The organism is Deinococcus pimensis DSM 21231, from assembly GCF_000519345.1.
GTDB lineage: Bacteria > Deinococcota > Deinococci > Deinococcales > Deinococcaceae > Deinococcus_A > Deinococcus_A pimensis.
The window spans coordinates 68897-69812 of sequence record NZ_KI912680.1; the positions used below are offsets into that span (position 1 = coordinate 68897).

3 protein-coding genes are annotated in these 916 nt (G+C 73.0%); all 3 read left to right on the plus strand.

What is annotated here, in order from left to right; all coding sequences use genetic code 11:
* On the plus strand, nt 1–373 hold a 373-nt coding region (locus tag DEIPI_RS36280), incomplete at its 5' end, for a GNAT family N-acetyltransferase (protein ID WP_157464154.1).
* An 18-nt stretch (nt 374–391) separates the two neighbouring features.
* The gene (locus DEIPI_RS0127145) at nt 392–751 is read left to right on the plus strand and encodes a cupin domain-containing protein (RefSeq protein WP_027483865.1); all 360 of its coding nucleotides are present in this window, start codon (nt 392–394) and stop codon (nt 749–751) included.
* Nucleotides 751–916: VOC family protein (locus DEIPI_RS42155; RefSeq protein ID WP_045235323.1), on the plus strand; the 166-nt coding region annotated here is incomplete at its 3' end. The genes DEIPI_RS0127145 and DEIPI_RS42155, both read left to right, overlap by 1 nt.

The following is a 916-nucleotide window of genomic DNA, read 5'->3' on the forward strand; positions in this document are numbered from 1 at the left end:
CCTGCCCGAGTGGCGCGATCGCGCCGACGCCCTGCGCGGCTACGCGGAGCTCTTCTCGCGCGCCCTGCACGATCCGGAGCCCGGCACGCGCGTCACCGTCGCGGAGGACCACGCGGGCACGCCGCTCGGCCTCACGCTGCTCTACGGCCCGCCGGAGAACCCCGGCGTGTTCGTGAAGGACCTCGCCGTGAGCGAGGCCGCCAAGGGGCTCGGCGTGGCGCGCGCCCTGATGGACGACGCGCGCGCCTTCGCGCGGGAGGTCGGCGCCCCCGAGCTGGGCCTCAAGGTGAACGCCGCGAACGCCCGCGCCCGCGCCTTCTACGCCCGCGAGGGCTTCCGCGAGGAGTACCTGTACCTCTCGCGCGAGCCCTGAGCCCGCGCATACTGGGGCATGCGCAAGGTCAACGTCGAGGAGAAGTTCGCGCAGTTCGAGGAGACGTGGTCCCCGAGGATCGTCGCGGAGCTCAACGGGCAGCACGTGAAGGTCGCGCGGCTCCAGGGTGAGTTCGTCTGGCACGCGCACGAGCACGAGGACGAGCTCTTCTGGGTGGTGCGGGGCCGCCTCACGCTGCGCTTCCGTGACGGCGAGCAGACCCTCGGTCCGGGCGAGCTGATCGTCGTGCCGCGCGGCGTGGAGCACCTGCCCGTCTGCGAGGAGGAGACCTGGGTGGTCCTCTTCGAGCCCGCCAGCACCGTGAATACGGGCACGGCGGGCGGCGAGCGCACCGTCACGGACCTCCCGCGCCTCTGATGCGCCTCCTGGAGACCTGCCTGTACGTCGACGACCTCGCCGCGGCCGAGCGCTTCTACGTGGACCTGCTGGGCTTCGAGGTGCACGGGCGCGCGCCGGGACGGCACCTCTTCCTGCGCGCGGACGGCGCGATGCTGCTGCTCTTCGATCCCCGCGCGAGCCGCG

Coding starts and splice junctions, on each gene's coding strand:
- DEIPI_RS0127145 (WP_027483865.1), top strand. CDS start 392: ATGCGCAAGGTCAACGTCGAGGAGAAGTTCGCGCAGTTCGAGGAGACG.